Raw genomic sequence first — 25,102 nt, 5'->3', positions numbered from 1 at the left:
AAGGTTGTCGGGCATTTACCAAGTAATCACCGCTACAAAAACACTGAATTCCTTGCTCATCCCCTGACCTCGGGGCCCCGCTCCTCCACGGAAGCCACCCCCAGCCAGGTGACGGCGGTGGCCTCGAAGCGATACCGGCAGGGCAGCACCTCCACCCCCTGGGCCACCGCAGCACGGAACAGCTGCCCGTAGCAGGGATCGGCGGAATCACCGGGCGCAAAGCGCCGCACATCCCAGCGGCTCAGGCAGGGCAACAGCACGGCGCGGCTGCCGGGCAGCAGGGCGGCGAGTTCGATCAGATGCTTCTGCCCCCGCTCGGTGACGGTGTCGGGGAAGAGAGCAAGGTCGCCGTTGCTCCAGGTGGTGTTCTTCACCTCCACGTAGATCGGCCGGGGATCGGCGGCGTGCGCCGACGGGGTGAGCAGCAGATCGATGCGGCTGCGTCGGCCGGCGCCGTAGGGAACCTCCGCCCGGATCGAGGCGATCGGGCCCAGCCAGGGCTCCAGGCAGCCGGCCTCGATCGTGGCTCTTACCAGGCGGTTCGGCAATGCCGTGTTCACCCCCACCCAGCCAAGCTGGCCGCCGGCACCGATCACCTGCGCCTGCTCCCAGGTCCAGTCCAGCTTGCGCTCGGGCCTGGGGTCGTGTCTGAGGCGCACCAGCCCCCCCGGCCTGAGCACGCCTGTCATCGGGCCGGTGTTGGGGCAGTGGGTCGTCACCACTCTGCCGTCGGTGAGTTGCACATCGGCCAGGAAGCGCTTGTAGCGCTTGAGCAGCACCCCCTCGACCAGGTTCTCCAGGGTCAGGATCTGGGTTGGCATGGAGCTCGGCCGGCCGGCCATCCTGCCGGACCGAAGGGGAGAATCACCCCGTTGACCCGGCTTCGGAACGGACTGGATGGCGAAATCCCTGCGGCGCATCGCCTTGATCGTGGCCCTCGCCACCGCCTTGAGCAAGGTGGCCGGCCTGCTGCGCCAGCTTGTGATCGCTGCCGCCTTCGGCGTGGGGGCCGCCTACGACGCCTACAACTACGCCTACGTGCTGCCCGGCTTCCTGCTGATCCTGCTGGGGGGGATCAACGGTCCGTTTCACAGCGCCATGGTGAGCGTTCTGGCCCGTCGGCCCCGCCAGGAGGGGGCCCATGTGCTGGCGGCGATCAACACCCTGGTGGGGGTGGGCCTGCTCGCCGTGACCGTGCTTCTGGTGCTGGCCGCCGATCCGCTGATCACCCTGGTGGGCCCGGGCCTGGAGGGGGAGCGGCATGCGATCGCCGTGCTGCAGCTGCGCTGGATGGCGCCGATGGCCCTGTTCGCCGGGTTGATCGGTCTGGGCTTCGGAGCCCTCAACGCCGCTGACGTGTTCTGGCTGCCCTCGGTGAGCCCGCTCGTCTCAAGCGTGGCGATGATCGGTGGCATCGGCCTCCTCTGGTGGCTGCTGGGCCCGGAGATCAGTCTGCCGGCCACGGCCGTGCTCGGCGGCGTGGTGCTGGCGGGCACCACCACGCTCGGGGCGGTGCTGCAGTGGCTGATCCAGTTGCCGGCCCTGGCCAAGGAGGGGCTGCACCGTTTTCAGCTCGTCTGGGACTGGCAGCACCCTGGCGTGCGCGAGGTGCTGCAGGTGATGGGGCCGGCCACCCTTTCCTCGGGGATGCTGCAGATCAATGTGTTCACCAGCCTGTTCTTCGCTTCGGGGATGGTGGGGGCGGCGGCCGGTCTGGGCTACGCAAACCTGCTGGTGCAGACACCGCTGGGCTTGATCTCGAACGCGCTGCTGGTGCCGATGCTGCCGGTGTTCGCCCGGCTGACGGCCCCTGCCGATCGCCCGGCCCTGGTGGGGCGCATCCGCCAGGGGTTGATGCTCTCCAACGCCAGCATGTTGCCGCTCGGGGCCCTGATGGTGGGGTTGGCCGGCCCGATCGTGGCCCTGATCTACAAGCGGGGGGCCTTCGACGGGGATGCGGCCCAGTTGGTGACAAGCCTGCTGATCGCCTATGGGGTGGGCATGCCCGCCTACCTCGGCCGCGACGTGATCGTGCGCGTATTCTATGCCCTTGGCGATGGCACCACGCCGTTCCGTTTCTCACTGGCCGGGATCGGCTTCAACGTGATCTTTTGCTGGTTGTTCGTCGGCGGGCCCACCCCCTGGGGGCTGCAGCTGCCGGGATTCAACTTCGGCGCCGCCGGGCTGGTAATGGCCACGGTGGCCGTGAACGTGCTGACCTGCCTGGGGCTGCTGCTGGCCCTCCAGCACCGCCTCGGCAAGCTGCCCTTGCGCCAATGGGGCCGCGACAGCCTGATGCTCCTGCTGGCCGCGGCGGGGGCCGGGGTGGCCGCCTGGCTGCTCTCCAATGGTGTGCGCTGGCCGGCCGGCCTGATCGGCCAGCTTCTGCAGTGCGTGCTCAGTGCTGCCTTGGCCTTTGGGATCTACGGACTGATGGCCGCAGCGGCCCGGGTGCCTGAGGCGCTCGAAATCGGCCAGCAGATGCTTCAGCGCCTCAGCCGTCGGTCTTGAGCCGCACCTGCCGCTCCTCCCGCACCTGGACGGGAATCTCCAGGTGGCTGCGGCCAACCATCTGGGGACCGTCCACCGAGAAGATCCTGGCCTCGATGCCGAACTCGCGGAAGGCGGTTTCGAGTTCCTGGATCAGGGCCTTCTCCACCTGGGCTTCGGCGTCCACCACCTTGCCGATCAGGCGGCCACCGAGCCGGCCCATGCGCTGGCGAACCACCTCACGGGCGTTGGTGACCTCGATGACCAGCATCCAGCGCCTGCGGCAGCGGCAACACTATGGGGGAATGGGCGTTCCCGCCAGGCTTGTTGCCGATCGCGTGGGGCGGATCGATCGCCGCTCCGGGGGGCACTCAGCCGCAGAAGGGCTCCAGCACATCTTCGAGATCCCGCAGCTGGCCGGGCGGAATCAGCCGTGCCAGGGGCAGTCGGCCGGCTCCCCCGCCGATCGGCACCTGGACGGCTTCGAGGGCCTGGCGGGCGCAGACGCCCGAACCCTGATCCAGCCGAGCGGCGCACTCGATCGCCAGGGGATCGGCCAGGCCTGCATCGCCCAGGTAGAGATGCCAGCCCGCCACCTGGATGTAGAGCCGGTCAGCCAGGGCCAGGGACAGTTCCTTGAGTTGCTCCGCCTTCAAGCTCAACGTTCGAGGTCCGATCCGATCCTCACGATGACGCACCGGGGGCTAGGGGTTCGCGCAGGCGCCAGACGATGACCAGGTGAAGCAGCAGCCCCGCGCCCCAGCCCAGGGTCAGCCAGGGGAGGTGGTGCCAGGGATGCCGCAGGCCCTGCACGAACCAGAGGCCGCTGTTGATGGCCGCGAACAGCCCGCCGTGCAAGCAGAGATTGACGACGCGCTCGAAATGCCGGTAGGTGGGGTCGGCGGGGTCGGCGGGTCCGTACCAGCGGATGGGCATGGGGAAAAGCGTGGGGCCCCGAGGGTGTCACCCATTCTCGCCGGCCTGGTCTGTGGCTGCTCTCATCCGCCGGCGAGAGTTGACGGATGGGCCCCCCATGCGGTGAGAATGTTGGTTGAGGCGCTTGTAGCTCAGCGGATTAGAGCATCTGACTACGGATCAGAGGGTCGGGAGTTCGAATCTCTCCAGGCGCGTCGTTCACCGTCCTTCGGGGCGGTTTTTTTTGGCTTGGACTGAAGATCAGGTGCTGGCTGCTGGATTGGTGGGGCTGGGGCGGTCTGAACCTGCCAGTTGTTTCTTACGATTGCTCAACACCTGGCCCAGTGCGAAACGATGACGGATTCCCCCGCTGCGGCACTGAACCAGACCCTGGCGGCCGGTGACCCCGCCATTGCCGCCCTGATCGGCAAGGAGCTCGACCGCCAACGGGCCCACCTTGAGCTGATCGCCAGCGAGAACTTCACCTCCCGGGCCGTGATGGAGGCCCAGGGTTCGGTGCTCACCAACAAGTACGCCGAGGGCCTGCCCCACAAGCGCTACTACGGGGGCTGCGAGCACGTCGACGCGATCGAGGAGCTGGCCATTGCCCGGGCCCGCCAGCTGTTCGGTGCCGCCTGGGTCAACGTGCAGCCCCACAGCGGCGCCCAGGCCAATTTCGCCGTGTTCCTGGCCCTGCTGGAGCCCGGCGACACGATCCTGGGCATGGACCTGTCCCACGGCGGTCACCTCACCCACGGTTCACCGGTGAATGTGTCGGGCAAGTGGTTCAAGGCGGTGCACTACGGCGTATCACCCGATACGGAGCAGCTCGACTTCGCCGCGATCCGCCAGCTGGCCCTGGAGCACCGCCCCAAGCTGATCATCTGCGGCTATTCGGCGTATCCCCGCACCATCGACTTCGCCGCCTTCCGGGCGATTGCCGATGAGGTCGGCGCCTTCCTGCTGGCCGACATGGCCCACATCGCCGGCCTGGTGGCCGCCGGGGTCCATCCCAGTCCTGTCCCCCACTGCCATGTTGTCACCACCACCACCCACAAAACCCTGCGGGGGCCCCGCGGCGGCCTGATCCTCACCGGCAACGCGGACTTCGGCCGTCAGTTCGACAAGGCCGTCTTCCCCGGCAGCCAGGGTGGGCCCCTGGAGCATGTGGTGGCGGCCAAGGCGGTGGCCTTTGGCGAAGCCCTGCAGCCCGGCTTCCGCACCTACAGCCGCCAGGTGGTGGTGAATGCCCAGGCCCTGGCGGCCCGGCTGATCGAGCGGGGCGTCCGGGTGGTGTCCGGCGGCACCGACAACCACATCGTGCTGCTGGATCTGCGCTCCGTGGGCCTGACCGGCAAAGTGGCCGATTTGCTGGTGAGTGAGGTGAACATCACCGCCAACAAGAACACGGTGCCCTTCGATCCGGAATCCCCCTTCGTGACCAGCGGACTGCGCATCGGCAGCGCCGCCCTCACCACCCGTGGCTTCGACGGGGAGGCGTTCATCGAGGTGGCCGATGTGATCGCCGATCGGCTGCTGGATCCGGAGAATGCGGTGGTGGAGCTGCGCTGCCGCGAGCGGGTCAAGGCGCTCTGCGCCCGCTTTCCGCTGTACGGAGCGTCCCGGGTCCCCCAGCCAGCCTGACCTCGGTCCCTAGGCTCCCTTCCACCACAGGACCGTTCATGGCCAGCCTGGCCGCCCTTTTCAGCAGTCCGCTCCAGGTGGCTGTGGTCACGTTCGGCATCGCCGCCCTGCTCACGGCCTTGATCGTGCCGCTGGTGCGGCGACTTGGTTTGCGTTTCGGCCTGATCGACCGCCCCGATCCGCGCAAGCAGCACGCCGTGCCGATGGTGCGCCTCGGCGGTGTCGGCATGGTGGCGGGATTTTCGCTCGCCCTGGCGATCACCTGGGCCCTGGGTGGGTTCGGCAGTCTCGAGCCCGCCAAGGATCAGCTGATCTGGACCACCCTGGCCGGCGCGCTCTGCTTCTTCGTGATCGGTCTGGCCGACGACCTCTTCGCCCTGCCTCCCTTGCCTCGCCTGGCTGGCCAGGTGGCCGTGGCGATGGCGGTGTGGAGCCAGGGGGTGCGGATCGGAGCGATCGATCTGCCGCTCGGCCTGGGTGTTGTCGGGGGGGTATCCGCTCTCAGCCTGCCCGATGGGCTGAGCCTGGTTGCCACCGTGCTTTGGCTGGTGGGGATCACCAACGCGATCAACTGGATCGACGGCCTCGATGGCCTGGCGGCCGGGGTGGGCGGCATCGCCGCGATCGGCCTGCTGTCGGTGAGCTTCAGCCTGCAGCAGAGCGCAGCGGGGCTGCTGGCTGCCGCCTTGGCCGGGGCCTGCTTCGGGTTTCTGCGCCACAACTTCAACCCCGCCCGCATCTTCATGGGGGATGGCGGCTCCTACTTCCTCGGCTTCGCTTTGGCGGCGATCAGCATCGTGGGGCCCGCCAAGGGCCTCACCACCGTGAGCCTGCTGTTTCCGGTGCTGATCCTCTCGCTGCCCCTGGCCGACATGTCGGCGGTGATCATGGGCCGGCTGAGCGAGGGCCATTCACCCTTCTATCCCGACCGCCGTCACCTGCACCACCGGTTGCTGCGGGCCGGCTTCAGCCATCGCCGCACCGTGCTGCTGATCTACGCCTTCACCCAGTGGCTGGCGGCCCTGGCCCTGGTGGCGGCCAACGTGGAGATGCGCTTTCTCTGGTTGGCCCTGGCCACGGCGGTGCTGATCGGAGCCTTGACTGGTTCGCGCCGCCACTGGCGGGCCCAGGAAGCGCAAGGGTGTCGGGTGGCCCGGGAAGCCGGCCGCCCGACGCCAATCGATCAGCCCAGGCCGTGATAGCTGCCAGCGCCGAGATCCTCTGCATCGGCACCGAGCTGCTGCTCGGCACCATCCTCAATGGCAACGCCCGCTGGCTGGCCGAGGAGCTGGCGGCACTCGGCATCCCCCACTACCGCCAGACCGTGGTGGGCGACAACCGCGAGCGCCTGATCGAGGTGGTGCGGGAGGCGGCCGGGCGCTGCAGCCTGCTGATCTGCACCGGTGGCCTCGGCCCCACCCCCGACGACCTCACCACCGAGGCCCTCGCCGCCGCCTTCGGCGCGCCGCTGCAGGAGCGGCCGGAGGTCTGGGTCGACATCCAGGCCAAGCTGGCGGGCCGCGGCCGGCCGATCGCGGCCAGCAACCGCAAGCAGGCCCTGCTGCCGGAAGGGGCTGCCCTGCTGCCCAACCCCACCGGCACAGCGCCAGGGCTGATCTGGAGCCCACGGCCGGGCTTCACGGTGCTCACCTTCCCTGGTGTGCCAGCGGAGCTGCGGGCGATGTGGATCGGCACAGCGGTGCCCTGGCTGCGGGACCAGGGTGTGGCGGGGTCGGTGTTCGAGAGCCGGTTGCTGCGCTTCTGGGGAATCGGCGAATCGAGCCTGGCCGAGCAGGTGGCCGACCTGCTGGAGCTGGCCAACCCCACCGTGGCCCCCTACGCCGGTGCCGGAGAAGTGAAGCTGCGGCTCACCGCCCGCGCTGCCACGTCGGAAGCGGCACGGCAACTGCTGGCGCCGGTGGAAGCGGACCTGCGGGCCCGCACCGGCTCGCTCTGCTTCGGCACCGATTCCGACAGCCTGGCTTCGGTGGTGCTGGAGCGGCTGCGCCAGCGGGGAGAAACCCTGGCGGTGGCGGAATCCTGCACGGGCGGTGGTCTCGGCGGGGCCCTGGCGGCGGTACCCGGCGCTTCCGATGGCTTCCTCGGCGGCGTGATCTCCTATGCCAATGCCATGAAACAGAGCTTGCTTGGTGTTCCGGCCGAGCTGCTGGCGACCCATGGCGCCGTCAGCGACCCGGTGGCGATCGCCATGGCCGAAGGGGCCCGCGCCGCCACCGGCAGCACCTGGACCATCGCCGTGACCGGCATCGCCGGCCCGGGCGGTGGCAGCGCCGAGAAGCCGGTGGGGCTGGTGCACATCGCCGTGGCAGGACCCGACGGCTGCCGCAGTGAGGCGGCGCGCTTCGGAGCCCAGCGGGGGCGCACCTGGATTCAGACCCTGACGGTGGGAGAAGCCCTGAATAGGCTGCGACTCAGACTGCAGGCGAACCCATGAAGCTTGGCTACGTCATCGTCTACGTACCGTCCGTCCATGCCGCAGTGACGTTCTTCGAAACGGCCTTTGGCCTCCAGCGTCGGTTTCTGGATGACTCCGGCGACTACGGCGAACTCGAGACCGGGGCAACAACCCTGGCCTTCGCTTCCCATCAGCTGGGTGAGGCAAACCTCGGTGCTGCCGGATTCGTGCGAGCGAACGAGTCGGAGCGGCCGCTCGGCATGGAAATCGCCCTTGTCACCGCCGATCTGGAGGCGGCCCATGGGCGGGCCCTGCGCAACGGCGCAACGGAACTGTCCGCTCCTGCGGCCAAGCCCTGGGGGCAGTCCCTCTCCTACCTGCGGACACCGGAAGGAGTCCTCGTTGAGCTGTGCACGCCCGTGACCCCTCGGTTTTAGGGTGCTTGCATCAAGGGGGGTCACGGTGAGCGCCGGCACGCTGTACGACAAGGTGTGGGAACTGCACCGGGTGGCGGATCTGCCCGGCGGCTCCACCCAGCTGTTCATCGGCCTCCATCTGATCCATGAGGTGACCAGCCCCCAGGCCTTCGCTGCCCTGCGCGACCTGGGCCTCGGCGTGCGGCACCCGGAGCGCAGCGTGGCCACGGTGGATCACATCGTGCCCACCACATCCCAGGCCCGGCCCTTCGCCGATTCGCTGGCCGAGGCCATGCTGCAGAGCCTGGAGCGCAACTGCGCCGAGCACGGCATCACCCTGCACGGCCTCGGCAGCGGCCGCCAGGGCATCGTGCATGTGATCGCTCCCGAACTCGGCCTCACCCAGCCCGGCATGACCGTGGCCTGCGGTGACTCCCACACCTCCACCCATGGGGCCTTCGGCGCGATCGCCTTCGGCATCGGCACCAGCCAGGTGCGCGACGTGCTCGCCTCCCAGAGCCTCTCGATGAACAAGCTCAAGGTGCGGCGGATCTGGGTGGACGGACAGCTCCAGGGCGGTGTCTACGCCAAGGACCTGATCCTGCACATCATCCGCACCCTCGGGGTGAAGGGGGGCGTGGGCTTCGCCTACGAATTCGCCGGCCCGGCGATCGAGGCGCTCTCGATGGAGGAGCGCATGACCCTCTGCAACATGGCGATCGAGGGGGGCGCCCGCTGCGGCTACGTCAACCCCGATGCCACCACCTTCGCCTATCTCCAGGGCCGCCCCTGCGCCCCGGCCGGCGAGGCCTGGCAGCGGGCCGTGGCCTGGTGGAGCGGCCTGGCCAGCGGTCCCGAGGCGAGCTTCGACGACGAGGTCCGCTTTGATGCCACCGCGATCGCACCCACGGTCACCTGGGGCATCACCCCCGGCCAGGGCATTGGCGTCGATGAGGCGGTGCCCACCCCCGAGCAGCTCGATGCCGATGAGCGGCCGATCGCCGCGGAGGCTTACCGCTACATGGACCTGCAGCCGGGCATCCCGATCGCCGGGGTGCCGATCGATGTGTGCTTCATCGGCAGCTGCACCAACGGGCGCCTCAGCGATCTGCGCGCTGCGGCGGCCGTGGCGCGGGGCCGCCATGTGGCCGAGGGAATCCGCGCCTTCGTGGTGCCGGGCTCCGAGCAGGTGGCCCGCGCCGCCGAGGCGGAGGGGCTCGATCAACTGTTTCGCGCCGCCGGCTTCGAGTGGCGCGAGCCGGGCTGCTCGATGTGCCTGGCGATGAACCCCGACCGCCTGGAAGGTCGCCAGATCAGCGCCAGCTCCAGCAACCGCAACTTCAAGGGCCGCCAGGGATCGGCCAGCGGTCGCACCTTGCTGATGAGCCCGGCCATGGTGGCCGCCGCCGCCGTCAGCGGCCATGTGGCCGACGTGCGCAGGCTTCTGGCGGCTCCGACCAGCCCCGTCGGCACAGCCCCCGAAGTGCTTTCCGAACCCGTGCTCTCCGCCGCCTGCCAGCCTTGAACGTCCCCAGCTTCCCGATCGGTCCGGTGAGGTCCGTGGAAGGCACCGCCGTGGTGCTCAGCGGCGACGACATCGACACCGACCGGATCATTCCTGCCCGCTTCCTCAAGTGCGTCACCTTCGGGGGCCTCGGTGAACAGGTGTTCGCCGATGACCGGCTGGAACGCGGCGGGGCCCACCCCTTCGATCTCCCCGAGCACCAGGGGGCCAGGATCCTGCTGGTGAACCGCAACTTCGGCTGTGGCTCCAGCCGGGAGCACGCCCCCCAGGCCCTGATGCGCTGGGGCATCCGGGCCCTGCTGGGCGAGAGCTTCGCCGAGATCTTCTTCGGTAACTGCCTGGCCCTGGGAATCCCCTGCCTGCAGGCACCCCATGGCCGGATCAAGGCCCTGCAGTCCTTTGTTGAGGCCAATCCCTCCACGGCGTTCCGCCTGGAGGTGGACGCCGCGAGGCTCCACAGCGGCGACGGGCAGGCCTGGCCCCTTGACCTGGCGCCAGGGCCACGCCAGATGCTGCTCAGCGGCCAGTGGGATGCCACAGGCCAACTGGTGTCCCATGACCGGGAGCTGCTGGACACGGCGGCCCGGTTGCCCTATCTGAATGCTTTCTCGACCGACTGAGGCCGACCCCTGGTGAGGCCGCCGCTCAGAACAGGCCGCCGCGGGGCTGGCCCGGGACGAGCGGCTGGTACGGAACGAAGGGCACTCCGGTGCCCTTGAAGCCGAAATCGCCCAGGGTCACCCGGATCCCGCCCAACCCCTCATAGGGGCTGTAATAGACGCTGAAGGCATAGGCCCGCCGCTGCCAGCGCAACTCCACGAACGATCCCGTCACATCGCCGTAATTCTCGGATCCCCCATCCACATTGAGGCCGATGCCACCATTGAAGAGCAGGGGACCGGCGAGCTGCTGGGTGAGGCCGATCCCCACCGTGCCCAGGTCGATGGCCTGGTCGAAGCCGAACGGACTCTGGCCCTGGCGCACACCGATGCCCCCCGTGATGGTGAGCTGGGTGAAATCGAGGAAGGGTTTGCTGAAGTGACCCAGGGTGAGGGTGGGGCCACCGGAAAAGGAGAGCACGTTCTGGTTCGTGCCATCGCCGAAGTAGGCCAGGTTGGCCGAGAGGTTGGTGTTGATCGTGAGTCCCGGCACGATCGGCACCGGCGAATAGCGCAGGGCTCCATCGCGGGTCGAGGGCAAGGCCGTGCCAGTCCAGAGCGAGAGGGAGCTGTTGATCGCGCCGTAGGCGTTGGCGCGCCAGAGCTGGGCGAAATTGTTCGACTCGCTGCCGTTGACGAACGCATTGCTCTGGTAGTTACCCGCTCCGACCCGCCAGAAATAGCTGTTGGAGAGCCGACCCCAGGCCGGCAGCACCCCCGTTTTCTCCAGGGAGGTCCCATAGGCGGAATACACGTCCTGTTCACCGAGCGAGCCATTCCAGATCCGGAAGCGATAGGCGGCGAACAGCCGCGCCACCGTGTCGCCCACCACCGGCAGGCGCACGCTTCGCCGCAGCTCTCCCCAGCTGCGGGTGCCGTTGGCGATGTTGTCGGGATTGAAGGTGGAAACATCGAGGTTGAATTCGCTCTGGAAGCCGAGGAGCGGCGTGCTGAGGCGAGCCTCGAGGCCGAACAGATCCGCGAGTGTGGTGTTCTGCTCCACGGTGGAGGAGCCAGCCGGGGCTCCCGGCAGGGGATAGCTGTCGGTGGTGCCCTGGTAAGCCCGCTGCAGCAGGAACTGGGGCTCCAGTTGCAGCGTGCCTGTGGCGCCGATGCCGATCGGCTTGAGCCGGCGGCCGATGTAGAAGCCGTCGCGATCCTTCTGGTCGGAGCCCAGCACCCAGCGGTTCTCCACCTGCTGCTCCTTGCGGATGCGGGTGCTGGTGGTCACCGGGATCGAGAGCCGATCCTCAAACTTGAGGCGGTTGCGATTCGAGCGGATCCGGATGTCACCGTTCTTGTCCTGGACGGCCACCACGTTGTCGGCATCCATCCACACCTGGGCGGGGGTGAAGGGGTCGTTGCTGAAGCTGGCCCGGGTGGCCCGCCAGCCGGTGCTGGTCACCGTGATGCGGGGAGCCTGGAAGCGCAGGCGCGTCAGGGTTCCCTGCACAAGGCCCTGATTCTGCTGGCCCCGCAGACGGCGCACCTGGGGGGGGGTGGCCGGGCCGAAATCGTTGTTCTGCTGGGTGTCGGTCAGGTCTGTGCCGCCGGGCAGGCCAAAGCGGCGTTCCGATTGCAGACCAACCCGCGCCTCCACGTCGGTGACCCGCTGCTTGACCTTGGCGATCGCCTCCTCCCGCAACCGATCCTGTTGGCGCAGGGCGCCGAAGGAGCGGGTGGCTGACGCCCCGGGCAGTTCCGCTGCCGGCGCCAATGGGGCGGGTCCGGGGGCGAGTGGCAGGGCCTGATCCGGCGGCGCCCCGCCCATCGCCGTCTGCTCAAGGGCCTCGGGCAGCGAGCGCGGCCGGTCGGGAGGCTCGGGGCCGCGGTTGGCGCAGCCCTTGGCGGGCAGCATGGCGGCCTGGGGATAGGGCTTCACGGCCAACGACTCGCCGAAGCGGTAGCGCAGTCCCAGCAGATAGGCGTTGCTGCCTTCCTTGACGCCGTTGTAGATGCCGAAGGCGCCGGAGCGGTGGTGGATCCTGCCCACCAGCGACCATTGGGGCGACAGGGAGCCTTCCACTTCGAAGGCCAGGTAGTTGAGCAGCTGGGACGCCTTGTCGCGGTAGGTGCTCTCGAAGTTGCTGAGGCTGGTGTTGAGGCTGACGCCCTGCACCACCCCCAGGCTCAGCCTGGGCAGGAGCCAGGCCCGCAGGCCGATGCCGGCGGTGAGCTCGCCGAAGCTCTGGGCAGCCGTGTTCAGGTTCGAGCTGTTGTCGGTGGTGAAACGGCCGCTGAAGCCGCTCCCCCTCTGGGCGGCGGCCCAGTGCCCCAGGGCATTGAAATCCAGCTCAAGGGCAAAGGGCCCCGATCGCCAGACGCGTCGCTGCAGGCCCGCGCCCAGCAGAGTCTCCTGGCGGAACTGGCCGTTGAACAGGAAGGTGTCGCCGAAGTTGGCATCGAAGAGCCGCCCGCCCCAGAGGGTGGTGGCCCAGGGATGGGGGTGCCAGTCGGGGATCGGCGGCAGCGTTGCTGGACAGGCGATCGGCTCGGCGGGTGGCAGGGGCACCGAAGCCTGCTGCTCGGGATTGAGGTCCACCTCGCTGGTGGAGAGGTCCAGGACGCCATAGACGTCCTCCATCTCGCCGGTGCCCTCGATCAGGCTGAACCGCAGGCGACTGGCCTGAAAAAACTGGCTGCCGCGCTGAAAGCGCACACTGCCGCTGGCATAGACGGTGCGGTTCGTGGTGTCGTACTCGATCCGCTCGGACATCACCCGGCCGCCCGCCACCAGGGCCTTGACGTTGCCGGTGGCGACATAGCGCTGGATCAGTTGGTCGAATCCCTGCCGGTCGGCGGTGATCTCCAGGGTTCTTGGAGGCGCCTGCTGCGGGTCGGAAGCGGACGCCGCTGGAGAGCCTGTTGCGGGGACGGCTGGTATTGCTGCAGCCGGTTGTGATGCCTCCTGTTTTGTTGGAGCCGATGGGGGGGATGGACCGGGTTGATCCGAAGGGATGGCGACAGCGGGGTCGCTCTCCGGCCGATTGGGCGCAGCCTCCTGGGCTGGCGGGGCCACCACCTCGATGGCTTCAGGACTCAGGGGGAGAGGGGCCGCCTGGGCCGCGCCACTGGCTCCAAGCAGGCCAGCGGCGCTGATCAACCCGATCGTCCAGGGGATGGGCTTCGCCGGGGGCACCGCAGGTCCTGAGCAGCGGCTGATCCTGCCACGTCACGGCAGCCGGCCCCCCTTGCAGCGGCCAGGATTGGCGGTGGTGAGGCTCAGTCCTCGAGATCCTTGCGGCTCGGGGTGCGGCTGGGGTCGCTGGCCAGAAAGCCGAACACGAAGATGCCGATGAAGAAGAAAACGACCGAGTAAACCGAGATCTTGAGAGCGAGCATGGTCCGTCCGGCGGGTGACAGGGAGTGACAGGCGCCAGGTGGGCCCTGAACGACCCTTCGGCAGCGGCATCATCCTATGGGTCACCCGTGGCCCGAACCGATGCCGCAAGGCCACCAGAGCGTGCTTCCCCCCTCGATTGAAACGATTCAGTCACGTTCGAGGCTGGATCTGCTGCCCCTGTGGCAACGCCATGGTGCCGAGGAGCTCACCAGCGCCGAAGCCTGGGGCCGTCTGCATCGGCCCGACTGGCACCGCCGCGGTCTGCTGATCTGGCCCCGGGGTGGCCGCGACCTGACCCTGACCCTGGAGCTGCCCTGCCCGCCGGCCTGGCGTGAACGCCGCCCCTGCCAGGCCCGCCTGGCGCTGCGCTGGTGGGCCATCCGGGCGGAGCTGCGGCTCGACGGGGAGTCGGTGCATCGGGGGGATCTCTATGACGCGGCTTGCCGCTGGTTGCTGCCCCGCAGCTGGTGGCACGGCGAGCCGCTGCGGCTTGAACTGCGGCTGCGCAGCCCCCTGCATGACGACGGCGCCCTGATCCAGAGCCGCATCGAGCTGGAGCCGCTGGAGGCCTCCGACAAGGATGGGCTGCTGGCGGCCCCGGCCCTGGAGCTGGAGGCGTTGCGGCTGGGCTTCGAGCCCGAAGGCCCGGGTTCGGCCTCGCCCGACGCAGGCTTCCATGTGCTCGGCCATGCCCACCTCGATCTGGCCTGGCTCTGGCCGGTGGCGGACACCTGGCAAGCGGCGGAGCGCACCTTCCGCTCCGCCCTGGCGCTGATGGAGCGGCACCCCCAGCTCCACTTCGGCCATTCCACCCCGGCGCTCTACGCCTGGCTGGACCAGCATCGCCCGGCCCTGTTCGCCCAGATCCGCGCGGCGATGCGGGCCGGCCGCTGGGAGCCGCTCAATGGTCCCTGGGTCGAAACCGACTGCGTGCTGATCAGCACGGCTTCCCTGCTGCGCCAGTTCCAGGAGGGCCAGGCCTACAGCCGCCGCACCTTTCCTGAGTGGAGCCACGCGCTGGCCTGGCTCCCCGACAGTTTCGGGTTTGCGGCCGGGCTGCCGGCGGTGGCCGCCGCCAGCGGCGTGCGCTGGTTCTGCACCCACAAGCTGGCCTGGAATGCCACCAACCCCTTCCCGCACCGCCTGTTCCGCTGGCGCAGCCGTTGCGGCGCCGAGGTGCTGGCCCTGATGACGGCCCCGATCGGCAGCGATGGCGACCCGGTGACGATGGAGCGCTATCGGCTGGAATGGCAGCGGGCCACCGGACTCGCCCAGGCCCTCTGGCTGCCGGGGGTGGGGGACCACGGCGGCGGACCGACTGCCGAGATGCTGGAGCAGCTGGCGCTCTGGCAGGAGCAGCCGGTGGCTGCCCCCCAGCGGCACGGCACCCTGCGGGCCTACCTGGCCAGGCTGGAGGAGCATCGTGCCCAGCTGCCGGTCTGGCGCGACGAGCTCTATCTGGAGCTGCACCGGGGCTGCGCCACCAGCCGGCCGGATCAGAAACGCCACAACCGCAGCCTGGAGCGTCTGCTGCGGGAAGCGGATCTGGCGGCAGCGCTGCTCTGGGCCGATCCCGCAACCCACCCCGCCGCCGGCCGCTCCAGGGGCAGCATCGACTGGCGGCCGCTCTTGTTTCAGCAGTTCCATGACATCCTGCCGGGCACCTCGATCCCCGAGGTGTTCGAGCAGGCCGAACCCCAGTGGCGTCGCGCCCGGCGGCGGGCAAAGCGCCAGCGCGATCAGGCGCTCCAGGCCTGGTTGCCTGGCGACGGGACGCTGCCGCAAGGGGGGGGCGGCCAGGCCTGGTGGCTGGCTTGCCTGCAGCCCATGGCCGCGACGACCCTCACCATCCGTCTGCCGGTAGGCCAATGGTGGCGAGGCGACCAACCCTTGCCCCTGCAGGCGGCGCCAGGCGGCGGGAACTGGGTGCAACTGGCCGGAACGGGCGGCCTTGGAGCCCTTCCGCTCCTTCGCCAAAGCGGGCCAGCTGCCCGGGCCCCGGCACCGGCCCAGGCCTCAGACTCGGCCCCGACCCCGACCCCGACCCCGACCCCGACCCCGACCCCGACCCCGACCCCGACCCCGACCCATGCTGCCGCCATTGACGGGCCGGTGCGGCTGGAGCGGCTCGCAGCGAGCGACTGCGACGGCTGGCAGCTCGGCAATGGCCGCATCCGGGCCCAGCTGGGGCCGGCCGGCCTCGAGCAGCTCTGGGGCGCCGATGGCCTGCCCCAACTCTCAGCGCCCCTGGAATGGCGCCGCTGGGCCGATCGCGGCGCATTCTGGGATGCCTGGGACCTGGCCGGCGACCACCGCGATCATCCGCTGCCCCTGGCCTGGGAGCCGGGGCCCCTGGTGGCCGAGCAGGGTCCGCTCTGCTGCCGACTGGTCTGGCGCGGCCACTGCGGGGCCAGCGGGCTGCGGCTCGACCTGCAGCTCTTGGCCGGCAGCCCCTGGCTGGAGCTGACCCTGGGCGTCGACTGGCGCCAACGCCACGAACTGCTGCGGCTGGAGCTGCCCCTGGCCCAGCCGGCCCAGCGCTGGGCCGCCGACACCGCCGGAGGCGTGCTGGAGCGGCCGGCCCGGACCCACACCGCGCGGGAGGCGAGCCGGTGGGAGGTGCCGGCGATCAGCTGGGTGGCCAGCCAGGCCGCCACCGGGGGGTTGGCAGTGCTCCTTGATGGGCCCCAGGGCGTCTCGGCCAGCCCCGAGCGGCTGGGGGTGTCCCTGCTGCGGGGGCCCACCTGGCCCGATCCCGGCGCTGACAACGGCTTTCAGCGCCTGCGTCTTGCCCTCTGCCCCTGCGTGGGGGGCTGGCGGCAGGCGGCAGTGCCCGCCGGGGCGGTGCGGTTCCGGGAGCGCCACTGGCTGCGGCCCGCGGCAGGGCCGATCCCGCAGGAGACGGCCACCGGGCCCATCCAATGGCTGGAGATTCTCGATCTTGGCGACACCGATCTCCAGCTGGTCGGCCTGCGTCCTGATCCGGAGGCGGCGGTGCTCCAGCTCACCGTGCAGAACCTCACGCCTTGCCGCCGCCAGCTGGCGCTCAGCCCGCCCTGGCAGGTGATCGAACGCCTCGAGGAGGGCGCAGTTGCCAGGACAGGCGTCGAACTCACCCGTCTGGCTCCCTGGCAGCTGGCGGCCTGGCGGATCAGGCTTCAGTCGTCGTGGTCGTCGAACGGATCGGTGAGCCCCTTCGACGGTGGCCCGAAGGCGAGGTAGACACCGAAACCGGTCAGGGCCAGCAGCACGAGCAGAACGGTGATCGCGATCGACAGGGCGGGGGAGGTTTCAGTCACGGTCGATGGCGTCTGGGGAGGAAGGCGTGGTGGGGCGGGTCGTAGGTGGAATCAACCTGGATGGATGAGCTGATTGGGGTCGCGACCCGTTCCGTCACAACTCTCGGCGCGGCCAGCACGGTGGTGCAACGGGAGCTTTACAGTAACGATTCCGACAACCGCGCCAGAGAGGTTCAGCCGTCATGGCCCAACGCACCCGCCTGGGAAATCTGCTTCGCCCACTCAATTCCGAGTACGGCAAGGTCGTGCCCGGCTGGGGCACCACGCCCGTGATGGGGGTGATCATGCTGCTGTTCCTGGTCTTTCTGCTCGTGATCCTGCAGCTCTACAACAAGTCGTTGCTGCTCGATGGGATCACGGTGAACTGGAACGGCCTCGGCTGATTCACCATCGATCCGGCCAAGGCCACTGCCCATGAACGTCTTCGGGATCGGTCTGCCGGAACTGGCCGTGATTGCAGCCATCGGTCTGCTTGTCTTCGGGCCCAAGCGCCTGCCGGAGCTCGGCCGCACCCTGGGCCGCACCCTCAAGGGCTTTCAGTCCGCCTCCAGGGAGTTCGAGCAGGAGTTCCGCCAGGCCATTGACACGGAAACGGTCAACGTCACCAAAGTGGACCGCGCAATCCCTGTTGCCAGCATGCTTCCCACCCCTGGGGCTTCTGTCAACGACCCCCCAGCGGCTGGGGAGCCGGAGCTGTTGAGCGGCGATCCGGAGCAGGGGTCAGCGGCCGGCCCTCCCAACCTTCCATCCAGCTGATCGCCACAGCTCCTCCCGGGGCCCGCCATCCTCCCGGGGTCTGCCATCTTCCCAGGGCTCGCCAACCCGCTTCCACCGACCCGAATGGCCACCACGCTGCCCCCGGATGGGGATCTCCAGGTGCTGGTCGGACTTGGCAATCCCGGGACCACCTACGTCCACACCCGCCACAACGTGGGCTTCATGGCCCTGGAGCGCCTGGCGAGCCGCAAGGGTGTGGCGTTTCGCCAGAACACCAAGCTCAGGGGTTTACTGGCCGACCTTCGCCAGGGTGATCGCCGGCTGCGGCTGCTGATGCCGACCACCTTCATGAACGAAAGCGGCAGCTCGATTCGTGCCACCCTCGATTGGTTCGGCCTGCGACCCGACCAGTTGCTCGTACTCGTCGACGACATGGATCTGCCCCTGGGACGGCTGCGGCTGCGACGCGACGGCGGTGCCGGAGGCCACAACGGCCTGCGCAGCACCATCGAGCATCTCGGCACCAATCAGTTTGCGCGGCTGCGGATCGGCATCGGTGCCCCGGCCGTTGATCCCGCCCTGCGCAAGGAGCGCACCATTTCCCATGTGCTCGGCCGCTTCGCCGCTGCGGAGCAGCCCATTCTCGAGGCGGTGCTCGATGAGGTGCTCTCCGGCGTGGAGCTGATCCAGACGGTTGGCTACGGGCGTGCCGGCAACCGGATCAACGGGTTTCAGCCCATCCTTTCCTGAGCGGAGCCCCGCCCTTTGCTGTCGTGAGCCGACTCCCCGCCACCACCGCCCAGCTGCGGGTCCTGCACCAGAGCTTCAGTCAGAAGCTGCTGGCAGGCGAGGTGGCCGCGGGCGGTTTTCAGTGGACGTTCCGCTGGGCTTTCGACCGCGGCGAATTGAGCGTGGAGCCCTCCCTCGGCCGCGCCCTGATCCAGGACGCCCTGCTGCGCTTCCTGCTCAAGGCCGACTACCAGCTCGAGCCCGGCAGCGACTATGCCTTCACCGTGCGGGCCAAGTTCTAGGCGTTGGGGGCCAATCCTCCGGGCTGACAGGGGTGATCGAGGCGATAGCCGAGTGCCCGCTCCAGCAACAGCTGGGCCACCACATCGTCCCAGGGGCGGGGCGGTTGCCGCAGGCCGAGGGGCAGCAGCCGCCTCCAGCCCCGGGCAGGATGGAGCTGCCAGTAGCGCGGCCGGGCCGCCAGGGTGCTGCCCCGTTCCTCCACCAGCAGCACTGGACACAGCGGCTGAAGCCGCTCCAGCCAGGCCGTGCTGCCGGTGCCGTTGCCGAGCACCAGGGCCGAGATCCCAAAGCCCGGGATCCAGGCGTTGAGCCGCTGCCACGCCTCGTCGGGGCTGACGACCAGGGACGCTTCGATCCGGCGCCGGCTGGAATCGGTGCGGACCAGACCGCACTTGCCAAGACCCGGATCAAGGCCGGCCAGGGCACCAAGGGCTGGCAGCTGGATCATGGCCGCCGCGGTTGGAACTGGGCGGCGGCGCTGGGACCTCCCACCCGGCGCAGTTCCAGGAAAATCGGGTCGGGGGTGTCCGAATTCCGCAGGGCCACGGCTTCAAGCTTGACGCTCTGGCCGCTGGGACGCTCGCTGAGCTCCCGGCCCAGCCGGTTGAACAGATTGACGTCGAACTGAACGCCATCGGCCACCGACCCCTGGCGCTGCGCCTTGGCGAAGGAGGCGGTGAGCAGAAGATTGAGGCGGTTGCGCACCTGGGTGGCCGAGAGCTCATCCCCCTCCAGCGCCGTGGTGGCCATCACATCCCCCTGGCGAATCACGGCGCGGTTGGGCCGCAGGTCGGGAAAGCCCAGCACCTGACGCTCCCCCCGCAGCACGTTGGCCGCCGAGAGAATGCTCACCACCCAGGAACCTCCCTTGCCGAGCAGGCCCTCCAGCTTGGCGATGTCGGCGCGGGGAACCAGCAGGATCTGGCTGTCGGCGGGTTGTCCGGGCAGCACCCGCTCGAAGGCCGTCTGGTTGGCCTGGCGCAGCAGGGCTTCGATCACCGGCCTGGCCTCCCCCGGCCGCTTCAGCGCCACCTTGGCGGTGGCGAGGGCCTGGCCGCTGCTGATCACCACATCCCCCCGGCGCAAGGCGATCAGCTTGGTTTCCAGCCCCTTGAGCTCGGCCTCCCCCGCTCGGATCCGCTGCTTGACCCGAGCCAGTTCCGCCTCGGTGCTGCGGATGTCCTGATCGCGGCCCTTGATCTCGCGGCTGAGGCGATCCCGTTCCCTGGTCAGGTCCTGCCGCTGGGTCTGCAGCGGTTGCAATTCGCGGCGCAGCCGCTGGGCCTTCACCTCCACCGACGCCAGCTGCTGACGGGCCTGCTCGCGTCCCCGCTCGGCCCGCACCACCCCCTGTTCGGCCAGGTGCTGGGCGGAGGCACTGCGTTGGAGGGCCTCCTGGCTGGCCCCAAGCGCGGCGGTGCTGCGATCCAGGGCGGTGCGGCCGTCGCGCAACTTCTGCTGCAGGCCATCGAGCTCGAACAGCCCCACCCGCAGGCGTTCGCTGACCGCCAGCATCAAGCCGAGTGAAACGGCGCTGATCAGGCTGCCGGTGAGCACCGTGATCAGCACGGCGGTTTTGCGGGGCCTGAGGTTGAACAGGCTGAGCCGGGCCTTGCCGACGCTGCTTCCCAGCCGGTCCCCCAGGGTGGCCAGCACGCCACCCAGCACCAACAGGGCAAGGATCAGCAGCCAGCCGGACACGGCCCACAGCAGGGGGACCCAGTATCGATGCCCGGCCGCCGCCGGAACACAGGTCGGCGCCGGACCATGGGCCGCTCAGCTGAAACGCTTGGCCAGCGCCACCGGATCAAAAACGGTGATCTTCTTGCGATCCACCTGGACCAGGCCGGCCTGGCGCAGGTCCCCGAGCAGTCGGGTGATCGTGACCCGGGTCGAGCCGATCGCCTCGGCGATCGACTGGTGCGAGAGGCGCAGATCGATCGTGATGCCGTCGGCGCCTGGCACGCCGAAATCGCGGCAGAGCACCAGCAGAAAGCTCACCAGCCGCGAGGACATGTCGCGATGGGTGAGGGTTTCGATCATCGTTTCGGTCTGCAGGATCCGGGACGAGAGGCCCTGGAGAAGCAGCAATCCCACGCTGGCGTCCTGCTCGATCGCCCGACGCACCGAGGTGGCTGGCGCAGCCACCATCTCCACGCGGGTAAAGGCCACGGCGTGGTAGAAGCGGTCGGATCGTTGGCCGGTGAGCAGGGAGAGAACCCCGAAGAGGCTGTTCTCTCGCAGCAGGGCCACGGTGATCTCCTCTCCGGATTCGTAGACCCTTGAGAGCCGGACGGCCCCACGGCGCAGCAGGTAGACCCGTTCGGCCGGATCGCCGGGAAAGAAGATCGTTTTGCCCCTCTCCACCGTTTCGAGCGTGGAGCCGCTCAGGCCACGCATCACCTCCAGCAGGGTGGCCGGTCCGTTGGCGGTGGGGGGCAGACCGCTGGAGATCGGCGCTGGGGTGGTGCTGGTGCGGCTGAATCCGCGCATAGCGCCGACCATGACGGCGGGACAAGTGGCTGGAAGCTAGGGATGGCCCCCAGCGCTCCCTGTATCGAAAGACACGAACCACTCGCTTCCACCCTGTCACGGAGCGGAAGGGCGGGCGGGCCAGGCGAAAGCGCTCCTTGAACTAGTACATCCGTTTGCACTAGGGATGGTGGCGACCGGCTTGTTTCGGGGCCTGCAGCCGCTACATTCAGCACCGCGGTTCCGAAGGGTGTTGATGACGGCCAGCCTGATCAAACCCTCCCTGGACGCCCGCCAGCTCCGCGCCGTCCCCGCCCTGGCCCAGGCAGAAGGCCAGTTGCAGGTGCACACGGCGCCGTTCCGCGGCAGCTTCGACGGGGTGTTCAGCCAGGCCCTGCGCACCGCCGGGCTGGGCAGCCGGGTGTTGATCAGCCAGTTCCTCAAGGGCGGTGTGGAGCAGGGACCCGACCACAGCCTCTGGCTCTGTGGGCGCCTGCAGTGGTTGAGGCCGGCGGTTCCCGCCTGCCTTGCCGGGCCGGCCAGCAGCGAGGAGGAGCGCGAGGCGGTCAAGCAGGTCTGGGCCTTCAGCCGTGGCGAGTTGCTGGGCGGCAACCTTGGCCTGCTGGTGCTCGATGAGCTTGGCCTGGCAATCGGCCTCGGTTACCTGGCGGCGGCGGAGGTGGAATCCACTCTCCAGCAGCGCCCAGCCCACCTCGATGTGATCCTCACCGGGCCCTCGATTCCGGATGGGCTGCTGGCCATGGCCGACCAGGTGACCCAGTTGCGCCGTGGTGATTGCCTGCGGGCTTTGCCAGGCTGTTGAATGTGGGCCCCTGGGGGCCCGCCCAGATCCGATGCTCAAGAACGACCGCTGGATCAACGAACAGGCCACCAACGGCATGCTGGAGCCATTCCAGGCCAGCCTGGTGCGGCATCTTGATCCGGAGGCGCGCTCCGGGCCGGTGCTCAGCTTCGGCTGCTCCTCCTATGGCTACGACCTGCGGCTCTCAGCGAAGGAATTCCTGATCTTTCGCCATGTGCCCGGCACGGTGATGAACCCTAAGCGGTTCAATCCTGCCAACCTGGAGCCGGCGCCGATCCACACCGACGCCGATGGCGATTTTTTCATCCTGCCGGCCCATTCCTATGGGCTCGGCGTGGCCCTGGAGCGGCTGCGGGTGCCGCCAAACATCACCGTGATCTGCCTGGGCAAGAGCACCTACGCGCGGCTCGGCATCATCGTGAACACCACGCCCGCCGAAGCCAGCTGGGAAGGTCATCTCACCCTGGAGTTCAGCAACTCATCTGGAGCTGATTGCCGCATCTATGCCCGCGAGGGCATCTGTCAGTTGCTGTTCTTTGAAGGTGACCCCTGCGAAACAACCTACAGCGACCGAAAGGGCAAGTATCAGCACCAGCCGGAGCGGGTGACGCTAGCGAAGGTTTGAGGGGGTGGGCCGAACAGCCGCCTTCGTGTGGAATGATCAGCGTTTTTTGCTGTTCCTTCGCGATGTAACGGCAATGATCACGGGAACAAGTACAGCAGAAACAAGGCCTGCGGCCAGGCCGTTGTTGTATAGGTTGAGCCCGGCATGGATGCCGCTGGTCGCAAGGGCCGCGGACGAGTGGATGAACCCGGCAAAAATGCCCCAAGACCAGCCGAAGCGCCCTGCAATCGGCGCCAAGGTGGTACCGAACAAGGCGGCGAGAATGATGGATGGGTCGCTTGCATGCCAGGGTTTGGCCAACGACCCGAACCAGACGCCCAGCATGATCGGCAGGATGTTGGCTGGGTGCTTTCCGAACGCGCCAAACCCAACGATCGTAAGAATTCCGCCGATCGTTGGCCCGTTCACATCCGCGCCAACCAGCAGAATGTAGCCAAGTCCGAGGAATCCGCACAAACCCATGTTCACCAGCGTCGCTCCGATTCCAGCGATCGCGATGAAGTCAGTGGGTGCCTGACCAGAATGCTTGGTCATCATGGCGAGCTTGCCCATGGACTGCCGGTCAATCCAGAAGCCGCCCAAGAGCATGGTTGCCAACAGGAGCGTGAGGAACAGAGCCAATGTGTGATTGTTCTCTGATGTCCAGATCATGACTGGATCCGGGACGAATCCATAAGACTTGTAGAGCGCAACCACCAAGATGCCGATAACTCCTGCCGAGAAACCGATGTTGTAGAGGCTAAATCCTGCATGGGCCTTGAACAACTGCGCCGAGGCGGGTGGCAAGACAAAACCCATGAGCAGGCTTGTGACAATCGCGAGGGGCAGGCTGAGTCGTAAGGGAATCGCTGTACTAAAAAGGATTTCGGAGAAAACAGGAGCCAACGCACAACCGAAGAATGCACTAGGAAGAGATGCAGAAAGCGAGTCTTTAGTGAATCTGGCATAGAGCATTGCCCCGCCAATTATTGGCCAGACATTAAGCAGATTCTTGCCAAAAAGTCCAAATCCAAGCAGAAGAAAAAGGCTGGCCAGCAAAGCACCTGAAACCTGAGCCCTTAACATGAGACAGATTGCGCAAGCCACAAGCGTCAGCAATCCAGCATTGACGAATGCGGCCCCTAATCCACCTATTCCGATATAGTCAGTAAGCAGCGCATCACGGGTCAAAAGGATTCTGATCAGTCCGGTCCAGATATCCTTAGGAGACGAAGAAAAAGAACCAAAAACAATAAATGCGGTTGCATAGAAAGCAACGATGCCGAGCAGGGAAGCCCTGGATGGCCGCTGGATCTCGGCGTCATGCCTCTTGGTTGCGATGACCATCGCGTTCTCCAACCTGCGGGGCGCGATTCCGCCCAAGGCTCTCAGGGAGCCAACCTTGCCTTATGCAATCGGCTCTTCTCGTACCACTCAGCAAACTGCGGTACCCACTTCTGCAGGTGAGGCCACATCAGATCACAAAGCTCACGAATCTCCTGCTGAGCATCGAGCTTGGCGCGTAGATCCAGAAAGTGCAGGAAGGCCCTGAGGGTGAAGCTCACTACGAAGTGCTGCCGGTAGTCGAACGGCAGGATGCCGCGGGCGTGCTCCTCCGCATAACCCGCATCAAGCAGATCACGGTAACGCGCCGCAGCAGCGTGGCAGAGCTCCAAATCAATGGCCCGCTGGGTTTCGTCGTAGATGTATCTCTTACCTTGCCTATCGTTATAAGCTCCCACAGGCCTCAGATAGAACACTTCTTCCAGTTCTAAATCACCATTAGCAGCCCTGTGAATCCTGTCGCCCGTATAGCGCATCGATTGCACATCGAAGCTCACCCCCACCCGGTGGGTGCGGGCCTGCTGCATCACCGAGTGGGGAAACCATCCCACGTTGAGCACGATCTGGGCGTGCTCCAGGGGGCCGTAGTGGCCGCGCTCGCCGGCCAGCAGCCGCTTGATGCAGATCTCACCGGCCTTGGCTTCGTCGGGCCAGCCGTCCCGTTCATCGGCCACGAACCCTTCGCTGTAGTCCTGGTGCATCCCCGCGTAGACACACTGCTGGGGGTTCGGGGTGGCGGCGATCAGGCTGACCCGGAAGCGGGGATCCATGGACATCGGGGGCTGGGGATGGGTCAACGGGGGCCGTCAGCCGTGGCTGCGGGGGCCGGCCAGGGGTTCCTTGGCAGCGGCGGCTGTCTTGGCGCGATCGCCGCTGACATCGTCCAGCCGGCTGACCGTGCCGACGCCGGCCAGGCGCGGCAGGGGTTGATCGTCGATCAAGGCGGTGGCGATGCTGTCGAGTTCCGTGAAGCTGCGGCTGCCCAGGGAGCGGCCCACCGCCTGGCCACGCCGATCGAAGAACTCAAGCTGGGGGATGCCGTTCACGTCATAGCGCTCGATTTCGGGCGTCCAGCGGGGGTTGTCCACATTGAGCAGCACCACGTCGAGGGCGCCGCGATGCTTGGTTTCGATCGCTTCGAGAGCCGGTGCCATCGAGCGGCAGACCTCGCACCAGTCGGCATAGAACTCCAGGACCGTGGGGCGGCCGTTGGCCAGCGCCACGGGCAGCTCCAGGGAGCGGCGGGCCATCTGCTCCAGCGGTGCCTGGGGATGGAGGCCGCCGCGCAGCTGGAACAGGAGCAGCCCCAGGGCGGCGGCGATCGCCGCCAGCAGGATCCGCTCCCGCCTGCCCAGCAGGGCCGGCGCCGGATCGGGGCTGTTCGGCTTGGTCATGGCGCCTTC

At 68.0% G+C, this 25,102-nt stretch carries 27 protein-coding genes and 1 tRNA gene; 15 read left to right on the top strand and 13 right to left on the bottom strand.

All coding sequences use genetic code 11. The features are described from left to right. Window positions 1-56: 56 nt before the first annotated feature. Window positions 57-821 (bottom strand): DNA/RNA nuclease SfsA, encoded by a 765-nt coding sequence (sfsA, locus tag KBY66_RS04860; RefSeq protein WP_255088091.1) that lies wholly within the window; start codon window positions 819-821, stop codon window positions 57-59. Between the two features lie 76 nt (window positions 822-897). Between sfsA and murJ the strand changes: the two genes are divergently transcribed. After that, entirely contained in the window at window positions 898-2,511 is a 1,614-nt protein-coding gene (murJ, locus tag KBY66_RS04855) for a murein biosynthesis integral membrane protein MurJ (RefSeq protein WP_255088090.1), read from the top strand. On the opposite strand, the gene KBY66_RS04850 is transcribed toward murJ, so the two are convergent. The 3 genes from KBY66_RS04850 to KBY66_RS04840 form a co-directional block, all read right to left on the bottom strand. Then, the gene (locus tag KBY66_RS04850; RefSeq protein ID WP_255088089.1) at window positions 2,495-2,761 is read right to left on the bottom strand and encodes a cytochrome-c oxidase; all 267 of its coding nucleotides are present in this window, start codon (window positions 2,759-2,761) and stop codon (window positions 2,495-2,497) included. The genes murJ and KBY66_RS04850 overlap by 17 nt on opposite strands. A 100-nt stretch (window positions 2,762-2,861) precedes the next feature. Beyond that, window positions 2,862-3,152: a DUF3181 family protein gene (locus KBY66_RS04845; protein WP_255088088.1), complete on the bottom strand. Its 291-nt coding sequence runs from the start codon at window positions 3,150-3,152 to the stop codon at window positions 2,862-2,864. A 22-nt stretch (window positions 3,153-3,174) separates the two neighbouring features. Then, entirely contained in the window at window positions 3,175-3,426 is a 252-nt protein-coding gene (locus KBY66_RS04840; protein ID WP_255088087.1) for a 2TM domain-containing protein, read from the bottom strand. Between the two features lie 120 nt (window positions 3,427-3,546). Here KBY66_RS04840 and KBY66_RS04835 point away from each other — a divergent pair. The 7 genes from KBY66_RS04835 (at window position 3,547) to leuD (ending at window position 10,026) form a co-directional block, all read left to right on the top strand. Beyond that, window positions 3,547-3,620: transfer RNA gene (locus KBY66_RS04835), tRNA-Arg, on the top strand. A gap of 139 nt (window positions 3,621-3,759) precedes the next feature. Beyond that, window positions 3,760-5,049, top strand: coding sequence for a serine hydroxymethyltransferase (gene glyA / locus KBY66_RS04830; protein WP_255088086.1), 1,290 nt, complete (start codon window positions 3,760-3,762; stop codon window positions 5,047-5,049). 38 nt (window positions 5,050-5,087) lie between these two features. Beyond that, complete coding sequence (locus KBY66_RS04825; RefSeq protein WP_255088085.1) at window positions 5,088-6,248, top strand: MraY family glycosyltransferase; 1,161 nt, start codon at window positions 5,088-5,090, stop codon at window positions 6,246-6,248. Continuing rightward, window positions 6,245-7,504 (top strand): competence/damage-inducible protein A, encoded by a 1,260-nt coding sequence (locus KBY66_RS04820; RefSeq protein WP_255088084.1) that lies wholly within the window; start codon window positions 6,245-6,247, stop codon window positions 7,502-7,504. Before KBY66_RS04825 ends, KBY66_RS04820 begins: the two co-directional genes overlap by 4 nt. Next, window positions 7,501-7,902 (top strand): VOC family protein, encoded by a 402-nt coding sequence (locus KBY66_RS04815; protein ID WP_255088083.1) that lies wholly within the window; start codon window positions 7,501-7,503, stop codon window positions 7,900-7,902. The genes KBY66_RS04820 and KBY66_RS04815 overlap by 4 nt, the downstream gene beginning before the upstream one ends. 25 nt (window positions 7,903-7,927) lie before the next feature. Further along, window positions 7,928-9,406, top strand: a complete 1,479-nt coding sequence (gene leuC / locus KBY66_RS04810) for a 3-isopropylmalate dehydratase large subunit (protein ID WP_255088081.1) — start codon at window positions 7,928-7,930, stop codon at window positions 9,404-9,406. After that, complete coding sequence (leuD, locus tag KBY66_RS04805) at window positions 9,403-10,026, top strand: 3-isopropylmalate dehydratase small subunit (RefSeq protein ID WP_255088080.1); 624 nt, start codon at window positions 9,403-9,405, stop codon at window positions 10,024-10,026. The genes leuC and leuD overlap by 4 nt, the downstream gene beginning before the upstream one ends. Window positions 10,027-10,051: 25 nt before the next feature. Here the strand turns inward: leuD and KBY66_RS04800 are convergent, their stop codons facing one another. Beyond that, window positions 10,052-13,204, bottom strand: a complete 3,153-nt coding sequence (locus tag KBY66_RS04800; RefSeq protein WP_255088079.1) for a DUF3769 domain-containing protein — start codon at window positions 13,202-13,204, stop codon at window positions 10,052-10,054. Window positions 13,205-13,287: 83 nt separating this feature from the next. Then, window positions 13,288-13,407: a photosystem II reaction center protein I gene (locus tag KBY66_RS04795; RefSeq protein ID WP_006172424.1), complete on the bottom strand. Its 120-nt coding sequence runs from the start codon at window positions 13,405-13,407 to the stop codon at window positions 13,288-13,290. A 100-nt stretch (window positions 13,408-13,507) separates the two neighbouring features. Here KBY66_RS04795 and KBY66_RS04790 point away from each other — a divergent pair, with 100 nt between their 5' ends. Then, on the top strand, window positions 13,508-16,630 hold the full coding sequence (locus tag KBY66_RS04790; protein ID WP_255088075.1) for an alpha-mannosidase: 3,123 nt from the start codon (window positions 13,508-13,510) through the stop codon (window positions 16,628-16,630). On the opposite strand, the gene psbN is transcribed toward KBY66_RS04790, so the two are convergent. Beyond that, window positions 16,567-16,707, bottom strand: coding sequence for a photosystem II reaction center protein PsbN (gene psbN / locus KBY66_RS04785; RefSeq protein WP_255088074.1), 141 nt, complete (start codon window positions 16,705-16,707; stop codon window positions 16,567-16,569). The two genes, KBY66_RS04790 and psbN, sit on opposite strands and share 64 nt — an antisense overlap. A gap of 182 nt (window positions 16,708-16,889) precedes the next feature. Between psbN and psbH the strand changes: the two genes are divergently transcribed. From psbH to KBY66_RS04765, 4 genes are all read left to right on the top strand, one after another. Next, on the top strand, window positions 16,890-17,090 hold the full coding sequence (gene psbH, locus KBY66_RS04780; RefSeq protein WP_255088073.1) for a photosystem II reaction center phosphoprotein PsbH: 201 nt from the start codon (window positions 16,890-16,892) through the stop codon (window positions 17,088-17,090). A gap of 31 nt (window positions 17,091-17,121) precedes the next feature. Next, the gene (locus KBY66_RS04775; protein ID WP_255088072.1) at window positions 17,122-17,463 is read left to right on the top strand and encodes a TatA/E family twin arginine-targeting protein translocase; all 342 of its coding nucleotides are present in this window, start codon (window positions 17,122-17,124) and stop codon (window positions 17,461-17,463) included. 84 nt (window positions 17,464-17,547) lie between these two features. Beyond that, window positions 17,548-18,174 carry an aminoacyl-tRNA hydrolase gene (pth, locus tag KBY66_RS04770; protein ID WP_255088071.1) on the top strand — a complete coding sequence of 209 codons (627 nt, stop codon included), beginning with the start codon at window positions 17,548-17,550 and terminating at the stop codon, window positions 18,172-18,174. Window positions 18,175-18,197: 23 nt separating this feature from the next. Beyond that, window positions 18,198-18,455 (top strand): DUF3146 family protein, encoded by a 258-nt coding sequence (locus KBY66_RS04765; RefSeq protein ID WP_255088070.1) that lies wholly within the window; start codon window positions 18,198-18,200, stop codon window positions 18,453-18,455. Here the strand turns inward: KBY66_RS04765 and KBY66_RS04760 are convergent. The 3 genes from KBY66_RS04760 to ntcA all read right to left on the bottom strand — a co-directional run bounded on the left by KBY66_RS04760 (window position 18,452) and on the right by ntcA (window position 20,961). After that, complete coding sequence (locus KBY66_RS04760; protein WP_255088068.1) at window positions 18,452-18,904, bottom strand: resolvase; 453 nt, start codon at window positions 18,902-18,904, stop codon at window positions 18,452-18,454. The two genes, KBY66_RS04765 and KBY66_RS04760, sit on opposite strands and share 4 nt — an antisense overlap. Then, window positions 18,901-20,157 carry a DUF3084 domain-containing protein gene (locus tag KBY66_RS04755; protein ID WP_255088067.1) on the bottom strand — a complete coding sequence of 419 codons (1,257 nt, stop codon included), beginning with the start codon at window positions 20,155-20,157 and terminating at the stop codon, window positions 18,901-18,903. Before KBY66_RS04755 ends, KBY66_RS04760 begins: the two co-directional genes overlap by 4 nt. Window positions 20,158-20,232: 75 nt before the next feature. Then, a complete protein-coding gene (gene ntcA, locus KBY66_RS04750; RefSeq protein WP_255088066.1) occupies window positions 20,233-20,961 on the bottom strand; it encodes a global nitrogen regulator NtcA in 729 nt (242 codons plus the stop codon). Window positions 20,962-21,184: 223 nt separating this feature from the next. Here ntcA and KBY66_RS04745 point away from each other — a divergent pair, with 223 nt between their 5' ends. Together KBY66_RS04745 and dcd are read left to right on the top strand one after the other, a co-directional pair. Beyond that, a complete protein-coding gene (locus tag KBY66_RS04745; RefSeq protein ID WP_255088065.1) occupies window positions 21,185-21,751 on the top strand; it encodes a cob(I)yrinic acid a,c-diamide adenosyltransferase in 567 nt (188 codons plus the stop codon). Window positions 21,752-21,782: 31 nt separating this feature from the next. Further along, complete coding sequence (gene dcd, locus KBY66_RS04740) at window positions 21,783-22,376, top strand: dCTP deaminase (protein WP_255088063.1); 594 nt, start codon at window positions 21,783-21,785, stop codon at window positions 22,374-22,376. Between the two features lie 36 nt (window positions 22,377-22,412). Here dcd and KBY66_RS04735 read toward each other — a convergent pair whose 3' ends face one another. The 3 genes from KBY66_RS04735 to KBY66_RS04725 are packed head-to-tail and all read right to left on the bottom strand — an operon-like array spanning window position 22,413 to window position 25,093. After that, complete coding sequence (locus KBY66_RS04735) at window positions 22,413-23,702, bottom strand: DUF1576 domain-containing protein (protein ID WP_255088062.1); 1,290 nt, start codon at window positions 23,700-23,702, stop codon at window positions 22,413-22,415. 41 nt (window positions 23,703-23,743) lie between these two features. Further along, on the bottom strand, window positions 23,744-24,469 hold the full coding sequence (gene thyX / locus KBY66_RS04730) for an FAD-dependent thymidylate synthase (protein WP_255088157.1): 726 nt from the start codon (window positions 24,467-24,469) through the stop codon (window positions 23,744-23,746). A 36-nt stretch (window positions 24,470-24,505) separates the two neighbouring features. Further along, a complete protein-coding gene (locus KBY66_RS04725; protein ID WP_255088061.1) occupies window positions 24,506-25,093 on the bottom strand; it encodes a thioredoxin domain-containing protein in 588 nt (195 codons plus the stop codon). Window positions 25,094-25,102: the final 9 nt, after the last annotated feature.

This window comes from Synechococcus sp. Tobar12-5m-g, from assembly GCF_024345415.1.
Lineage (GTDB): Bacteria > Cyanobacteriota > Cyanobacteriia > PCC-6307 > Cyanobiaceae > Regnicoccus.
Note: the sequence above shows the minus strand (reverse complement) of the source record. Positions and strands in the feature narration are given on the sequence as shown.